Below are 5,952 nucleotides of genomic sequence, written 5' to 3'. Positions count from 1 at the left end.
GCCGTTTCACAAACTTGAGAAACGGCCATCTTCGAAGGCCATTCTTCCGGGCGTCCCGCCCGGCTCTTCTCTTCATCCAGGATTTCTCCACCTCTCTGCGAAGACCCACCGGTCGGACAGAAAGACAGACAGAAGCCAGTCCCCCAGCCGCGATCTGATCAGGAAAAGATGCAGGCTCTGGCCAGCTCTCAGGGAGTTTCTCAATTACCCCCCCCCCCCTTTTTTTGCAGCACCCCATGCTCGCGGCGTCCGGCGTCAAATGCTCTTGGCGCATCTTCACCTTCCAGGCGTCAGCATAAAAAACGCCGGCCCCTTTCGGGGTCGGCGTATGATCTCTTCCGTGTGTTCTGTCTTTTGCTTATTTGAGTGATATGGCGGATACGCCGTCTTGCGAAATCTTCACTGTTTCTCTTGAAGTGAACCGCAGGTGAGCGCCCTTCGGTGATCGCTCCGCTGATCGCAATAATCAAAGCCGTGAGGCTTGAGGGACGCTGGTCGTTCCTGCAATCAACTCCATGGAGATGATAACGCTGGCGTGGTGCTTATCCCTCCCGTCGCATCTTTTCGCGGGGCGGGGGCGGAGCCCCCGCATCTCCACGGGGATGCCCCGTGTCGCGTCGGTGCGGAAGTTTTGCGGAAATATGGGTGACGCAGGGGCTGTGCGAAGGGCAACCACATCTGGTCCGGATGTGTGAGCCTGGAAGGGAGTGGTCTGCCCTGGGGTCTGTCCGTGGGTGTCAGTCGGGTCTTGCCCGATGAACCGCAGACTTGTCTCCCGTCAAGGCTCCCGTCACGGCATATTGCTCTTCAAGATCATTGGCCTCTGGAGAGCTTTGAGAGTGTCCGCCATTCGCAATTCATTGACACCCAAACACGTCGGTGTCCCGTAATGGGTCTTCACAGGCTGATCTCTCTTGGGCGTTCTTAATGGGAAAAAGGAAAATACCATCACCTGCACCTGTCTCGTCAGCCATCCATTCCTGGTCAGGGCAAGATCGAGGGGCCCGGCGCGCCCATATCACCAACGACCTCAGAACTGATGTCAGCTCGATCGCGTCAGGATCTGGGCCAGATTTTGGGATCGACGGCGCCGCCGCCCAGCACACCGCGCGATCGTCATGTCAGCCGACGGCCCGGGCTGCTTCGATTGCGGCCTGCTCTGCGAGCAATGCAAGTCGCCCATGGTGCGACAGGACACTCGGTGGCAGACGGCGCAGGGCGGCCGGACTTACCTTGCGGGCCGGATTTGAAGTGGATGGATGTGAGGGCAGATTGTCCAGTTTCCGGGGATCGCCGTGGACGATGTGCGATCTGAACATGCAGTTCGCTTCCGCGATATGCAGGAATTGCCAGAAATAGACTGGATCGCGATCATCAAAGGTCCGCGGAACCGAGATCACGACGAGATCGCCAGGCAAGGGTTCGCCATAGATCCTGATATGCTGACGCACGAAGAATGCTTCCCGCGCAGCATAAAACGCGCCTGCGGCGAAATCCTTGCGCATGTGTGCGCACTCACTTGCAAAAAGGGCCTCGTCATCTTCGAGAAGAAACCGCACAAGCGGTGCCAGCCAGGCGACTGTCATGTCGCAGGCCAGCGCTTCGTCGTTGCGATGAATTGTTTGCGTTTGTGTCCAGACATCATCTCCCGCCTTGCATCTCTGGGCGTGGATCTTCAACCCGGCGGGTTGGTCGCGGCGGCGCTTTGGATCGAGGAACTTCGAGGCAGCGATCCGGATTTGGCCGCAGAATGCTGGCTGCGGTGGCGTGCATGCAACAAGATAGGCCGTGCCGTTTTTGACAACACGCTCCACGACAAGAGCCGCAGCACTGACATCGTGCGCGGCACTGTTTTGCGATTGTGGCAGTGAGGGGTCAGTCATTATCTGCACGATCTCCTATTCGGCCGCGTGTGGCCAGACCTTTCAGCAGTCGACCCTCGCGGCCTCGATGGCGGCCTGCTCAGCGATCAGTGCGAGACGCGCGTGGCTCGAAAGGATGCCTGGCGTCAGGCACCTGAGTGAGACCGGGCTGACCTTCAGACCCGTGGTCGGAAATCCGGGTGCTGTGACAAGGCCTTTCCCGATCTGAGGAAGTCCGTGCATCGGATGCGACCTGAACTTCATCGATTTGGTGTCGTCGTTCATGAAGGTCTCCCACACGTGAAGCGGCGCGCGCCCTGGAACCTCGTGTGGCAGTTCGGTGACGACCAAATCGCCGATTGTGGGTGTCCCGAATACCCTGTGGTGATGACGCCCCATGAAAGCAAGTTCGCCGATGTGGAAATACCCGATGTCAAAGCACTGCCGCAAGACATCATGCTCCGCTGCGCGCGCGTCCATGTCATCCTCGAAGAGAAAGTGGAGCATCGGCTCCAGCCAGTCCTGCGCCAGCTTGCAGGCTGCCTGATCTTCTTCCGCGCTCAGGGCATCCAGCCATTGACCGACCATATCGTGATAGACTTGCGCCTGGATCATGAGTCCATCGGGGGTCTCGCATCGCAGCACAGGGTCGAGGCGTTTCCAGGCCGAAACTCTCACCTGGTGATCACCGCAGGTAACGGACGGTGCGCACGCGACACTGTAGACATCGCGCCCTTGGATAACCCGGCTTACGACAAGGGCCACCTTGGCATCACTGGTTGAAACGGAGGCTCCGAGCGTCGCGCTCGTTGTATGAATCGTCAACTTGGAACATTCCTGAACTGGGTGCTGGGTTTTCGATGCCGGCTGCGTCGCGCCTTACCCGGGCGTGCGGCTGGCGTCTATGGCGGCCTGCTCCGCGAGTAGTGCGAGGCGCGCTTGGCTCGACAAGGTGCCGTTCGGCAAGCGTTGCAGTGAGGCGGGTCGACGTGGGCCAGATGTTGCGCGCCTCGGCGTCCATCATTTTCCAGGCTGCGATCCGTAAGACACCCCGGCTGGTCTGGACGGGCGCCGTGCGACCGACGAGATAGGTGGTGCCTGACTCTGCCACTTGGTCCACGACAAGGCCGGTGCCGCTGATATTGCGCGCAACATGTCCGGCTGATGCGAGGCTAGATTGCGGTTTCATCATGTCGACGCTCTTTGGGTCAGGGTTGTGGTTTTCGCCTCGGCCGGCAACACGGCCGGTTAGAACTTGACCGGGATATCCGTGCGTATACTCGCATCATCGACTTTGACGTCGGCGTCGAAACCCCGGGTGATGGCCTGGATGCGGAGGGTCTCGAGCACGACGTGCTTTGCACATAATGCCGTGGCGAGGCCTGATCCCGCGAGAAGCATTCCAATGAGGGGCGTGATCGCGATGTAGGCAGAACACGCCAGCAGGATCGCGAGGCAGGTGGAGCCGGCGATCGTGATGACCACCGAACCGATAAGGCGCGCATAGCCGTGTGGGGAATCGAACCGCAGGTGGGTCGCATTGACACCAGGCGTGTATAGGGCTGGGTAGACGAGATAGTTGCCGTTGCAGCCGATGATGGTCATCAGGAGTGACATGGTCATCATCGTCAGTGCCATTGCTGCAATTGCGATGAACACGATCGTGAGGGAGGTAGACAATCCCGCAGGGGCGATCAGACCTGATAACGGGATCAGCCCGGCGGTGAGGACCGCCCAGACGAAAATGTAGAAAGCGATGAGGGGCAGTGTCGGCTCGCCGTCGGCGTGAGCAACTTTTTGGATCTCGTCCATGGCCTGTCTGTCTTTCTGCTGAAGAAAATTCTTGCGTGCGCAGGCGCGTGCCTGTCGGTCGAAGTCAGGCGCCGATTGCGCGCTCCGAGAGATATTCAATAGATTACATGCGATACTGTTCACGCGTCGCCTGATCTATCCCGTTTACCTTTAAAAAAATAGCGATGCGTCGTTGGCCTGTCGATTTTGCTACAGGCCAAAGATTGTGATCATGACAATGATGCAAACAAACAGAATAAACAAAACGATGATGTTGGTCTTGCTCTGCCGAACTGCGACGACTTTTTTCATCTCGTCGAGGTGAGGGTCCATATGGTAGCTGAGGCGTCCCAGAAAATCGTCCAGCGCAGCGACATCTGGGAGCTCGAGGACTTTCGCAGGTCGGTTTGAGATCTGGATTTCGATGTGCTGCGCATGCAGATGGGTCATAAGATCGCCAACTTCGGGATATCCATCGCCGTATCGAACCACATGAACAGGAATCTTCATGTCCTGGATATTCTTCAAATCAGTCCTGGCGAAGGATGCGCATTGTTGAGTGTCGATCTGAAAGTTCAGAACTGTTCCGGGCCGGCCGGATAGGTCCACTGACACGCTGTCGGAAAATTGCTGTATCGAGTATTCGTGGTGCAAGCGCTGGCGGATGTGGTGTTGCAGAGCGCTGCCCGTCTGGCGGCGCAGTTCACTTTGCGCAGCCTCATGCTCTTGCTGTCGCTCTCGGGCTTGCCGATTTGCCGCTTTCTGCTTTTGGCGCTCTGCCAGAAGCTCCGCGTCTTGTTTCTGGAGGGTCTTCAGGCGATCTGCTTCAGCGCGGAGACCGGATGTGAAATTGCGGTTGTCCATCTGGCGATCTCCATAGGATTAAGGATGGTGCCTCTGTGAGACAGGGTGACACAGAGACGCCTCTTTTGAGGGCTTGCCGGGGCTTTTTCAGGGCAAGCGTGCTGAGGCGTCAGTAAGACATCGCAGCGGCGTTCAGCAGGCCAACCGCGACGGAGCTGCCTGCAAGACGCAGGGCACCGGCGACATGGCCAACCTTGATTTGCGAGATCAGCAGCGGTCGCGCGAAGACGGTGACACCGAAAAGGGTCATCTGGGCTGCAAAAGCCACCAAGGACCAGATGATGAAATCAAAGATGCCGACCGACTGGAAGCAGGCAAAAGCCATCGGGATGGCCAGACCGATCTTGGCGCCGGTGTAGCTGATGGCGGCTGCGATATTGTTCTCGGTGATGAGTGCGCCTTCGTCGTAAGGCGTGAGCTTTTCGTAAGCCCAGAGCAGCAACTTGATCATCACGACGGCGATCATGAAGTAAAGCGCGAAGCCTGCGAGGCTCGACAGCAGGTTCGGCTCGGTCACGATTGTGTCCATTGTCATCTCCAGCTTATGTCAGGGTTCTCTTTTGAGAGAAAAGGGGTGTGTTTGCGCACGGCGTTGGTTCGATATTATGACAAAGTGTCAGTCGGCTGCGGTTTCTGATGCGATCTCTTGGCAGTGTTTAATCACACCGGCTCTTAGCAAGCGACCGGCAAAGACACTCTGTGTTTCTCCCTCCAAATGGGGGAACACCAGAATGGCCGCTGACTGGTGTAGTCAGTAGACCCTCACGAGGACGCGGCGCATCTTCATTATTTCCGCGAGAGCCAACCGCAGGAAGCTCTGACGCGCCATGTCTTGCTTCGGTTCGGCAGCCATCGTCGTCAGCCGGTCCCTGAGTCGCTGGTTGAGGTCTTCTGTAATGCTGACCAGCTCGTTCTCGTGGTGTTTAATCTTGTCGACCAATGCCTGCTCCTCGGGGGTGTAGATTCCCTTGATCAACCGTCCAAAATCCGCAAACCCCTGACTTCAGCCTGGGGATAGGATTTCCTTTTCATTTTGAGCGGCTGCGCTGCGGCTTTTCTCTTCTTGGTATCTGCGTCTTGCTGGCTCTCGACGTAAGATTTGACCACGTCGAGAGGCGCGCCACCACAGGAGACCACGAAGTAACTTGGACTCCAGAAGTGACGGCCTCAGAGACGTTTCATCACTTCGGGCAGCCGCTGCTGCCGGATGTGTCGCGATGATGCGCCATTGAGACGCTTGACGATCGTGCTCAGACTGAGGCTTGGCGGATAGAGGATCATCAGGTGCAGATGGTTTCCATCGGATTCCACGGCGATCAGATCGATGGCGAGGCACTGTGCGGTCTGGCGCATTGACTGCCGCAGGTGGTCGAACACCCGGCGGGTGATGACCGGTCTGCGGTATTTTGTGCAGAACACGAGGTGGGCATGCAGT

At 57.7% G+C, this 5,952-nt stretch carries 7 protein-coding genes and 1 pseudogene; 1 reads left to right on the top strand and 7 read right to left on the bottom strand.

From position 1 onward, the window contains the following. Positions 1 to 1,121 precede the first annotated feature (1,121 nt). Positions 1,122 to 1,814, bottom strand: a complete 693-nt coding sequence (locus ACOI1H_RS22995) for a hypothetical protein (protein WP_422440469.1) — start codon at positions 1,812 to 1,814, stop codon at positions 1,122 to 1,124. 111 nt (positions 1,815 to 1,925) lie between these two features. Continuing rightward, the gene (locus tag ACOI1H_RS22990) at positions 1,926 to 2,147 is read right to left on the bottom strand and encodes a hypothetical protein (RefSeq protein WP_422440467.1); all 222 of its coding nucleotides are present in this window, start codon (positions 2,145 to 2,147) and stop codon (positions 1,926 to 1,928) included. 15 nt (positions 2,148 to 2,162) lie between these two features. Between ACOI1H_RS22990 and ACOI1H_RS22985 the strand changes: the two genes are divergently transcribed. After that, positions 2,163 to 2,645: a hypothetical protein gene (locus ACOI1H_RS22985; RefSeq protein ID WP_422440465.1), complete on the top strand. Its 483-nt coding sequence runs from the start codon at positions 2,163 to 2,165 to the stop codon at positions 2,643 to 2,645. Positions 2,646 to 3,110: 465 nt separating this feature from the next. On the opposite strand, the gene ACOI1H_RS22980 is transcribed toward ACOI1H_RS22985, so the two are convergent. The 5 genes and pseudogenes from ACOI1H_RS22980 to tnpA all read right to left on the bottom strand — a co-directional run bounded on the left by ACOI1H_RS22980 (position 3,111) and on the right by tnpA (position 5,894). Further along, on the bottom strand, positions 3,111 to 3,674 hold the full coding sequence (locus ACOI1H_RS22980; RefSeq protein ID WP_422440463.1) for a hypothetical protein: 564 nt from the start codon (positions 3,672 to 3,674) through the stop codon (positions 3,111 to 3,113). Positions 3,675 to 3,863: 189 nt separating this feature from the next. Then, on the bottom strand, positions 3,864 to 4,517 hold the full coding sequence (locus tag ACOI1H_RS22975; RefSeq protein WP_422440462.1) for a hypothetical protein: 654 nt from the start codon (positions 4,515 to 4,517) through the stop codon (positions 3,864 to 3,866). A gap of 109 nt (positions 4,518 to 4,626) precedes the next feature. Next, positions 4,627 to 5,034 carry a DUF350 domain-containing protein gene (locus ACOI1H_RS22970; protein WP_422440461.1) on the bottom strand — a complete coding sequence of 136 codons (408 nt, stop codon included), beginning with the start codon at positions 5,032 to 5,034 and terminating at the stop codon, positions 4,627 to 4,629. A 234-nt stretch (positions 5,035 to 5,268) separates the two neighbouring features. Next, positions 5,269 to 5,493: a hypothetical protein gene (locus ACOI1H_RS22965; RefSeq protein WP_422440460.1), complete on the bottom strand. Its 225-nt coding sequence runs from the start codon at positions 5,491 to 5,493 to the stop codon at positions 5,269 to 5,271. Continuing rightward, positions 5,490 to 5,894 (bottom strand): annotated as a pseudogene (gene tnpA / locus ACOI1H_RS22960) (IS200/IS605 family transposase). Before tnpA ends, ACOI1H_RS22965 begins: the two are co-directional and overlap by 4 nt. Between the last annotated feature and the right edge of the window lie 58 nt (positions 5,895 to 5,952).

This window comes from Loktanella sp. DJP18, from assembly GCF_049310965.1.
Taxonomy (GTDB): Bacteria; Pseudomonadota; Alphaproteobacteria; order Rhodobacterales; family Rhodobacteraceae; genus Loktanella.
Note: the sequence above shows the minus strand (reverse complement) of the source record. Positions and strands in the feature narration are given on the sequence as shown.

Excerpts from the sequence above, each read along its gene's own strand:
- ACOI1H_RS22990 (WP_422440467.1), bottom strand. The coding sequence starts at position 2,147 with ATGAACGACGACACCAAATCGATGAAGTTCAGGTCGCATCCGATGCAC.
- ACOI1H_RS22980 (WP_422440463.1), bottom strand. The coding sequence starts at position 3,674 with ATGGACGAGATCCAAAAAGTTGCTCACGCCGACGGCGAGCCGACACTG.
- ACOI1H_RS22975 (WP_422440462.1), bottom strand. The coding sequence starts at position 4,517 with ATGGACAACCGCAATTTCACATCCGGTCTCCGCGCTGAAGCAGATCGC.